Annotated in this window: 1 protein-coding gene; it reads left to right on the top strand. The window is 66.4% G+C overall.

The features are described from left to right. On the top strand, positions 1–744 hold a 744-nt coding region (gene istB / locus VB737_RS17045), incomplete at its 5' end, for an IS21-like element helper ATPase IstB (RefSeq protein ID WP_500314718.1). Positions 745–897 lie beyond the last annotated feature (153 nt).

The following is an 897-nucleotide window of genomic DNA, read 5'->3' as shown; positions in this document are numbered from 1 at the left end:
GATCAGCTCGACAACCTGCTCGAGGAGGCGGCACGCAAGGAACTGAACCTGCGCGAGGCGTTGGCCTGGCTGTGCGCGGCAGAGATCGCCCGCAAGGACCAGCGGCGAATCGCGATGGCGATGAGCATTGCCAAATTCCCGTTCGTGCGGACCCTGGAGGGGTTTGAGTACGAGGCCCAGCCCTCGCTCGATCCAGGCCAGATCCGGGAACTCGCCACCTGTCGCTGGGTCGCCAACGGCGACACCCTGCTGCTGCTGGGTCCGCCGGGGGTGGGCAAGACCCACCTGGCCGTCGCCCTGGGGCGTGAGGCGGTGAGCAAGGGCTACACCGTGCAGTACGTCTCGGCGATGGAGCTGATCTCCACCCTGGCCCGGGCCCACAACCAGACGGCGCTGGAGAGCCGGCTGAGCCAGTACGGCAAGAGCAAGCTGCTGATCATTGACGAGCTGGGCTACCTGCCGCTGGAGCCCGATGCGGCCCACCTGTTCTTCCAGCTGATCTCCCGTCGCTACGAGCGCGGCAGCGTGCTGATCACCTCCAACCGCCCCGTCATGGAGTGGGGCGAGGTGTTCGGTGATCAGGTCGTCGCCACCGCGATCCTCGATCGGCTGCTGCACCACAGCCATGTGCTGACCGTGCGGGGCGACAGCTACCGCCTGCGCGAGAAACGCCGCTCCGGCCTGATCAAGGCCAGCAGTGCGGTGAGCACCATTCCCGCCACCGGGGAGGACGGGAGCCCATGAGCATCCCGTTCCTCCCGATCCACCCCCATCCCAATGGACTGATGAGCAAGACCAACCGGCGCCGGCTACGGCGTCAACAAGCCGGGGCTACAGCCTCACAGGGTGGGCCAGATTTCATGTCGCCGGAGGACCAATTCCGGATGTCGCTTGACA

The organism is Synechococcus sp. BA-120 BA3, from assembly GCF_034931285.1.
Classification (GTDB): domain Bacteria; phylum Cyanobacteriota; class Cyanobacteriia; order PCC-6307; family Cyanobiaceae; genus Cyanobium.
The sequence above is the reverse complement of the archived record's forward strand: the minus strand, read 5'-3'. Positions and strand labels throughout refer to the sequence as shown.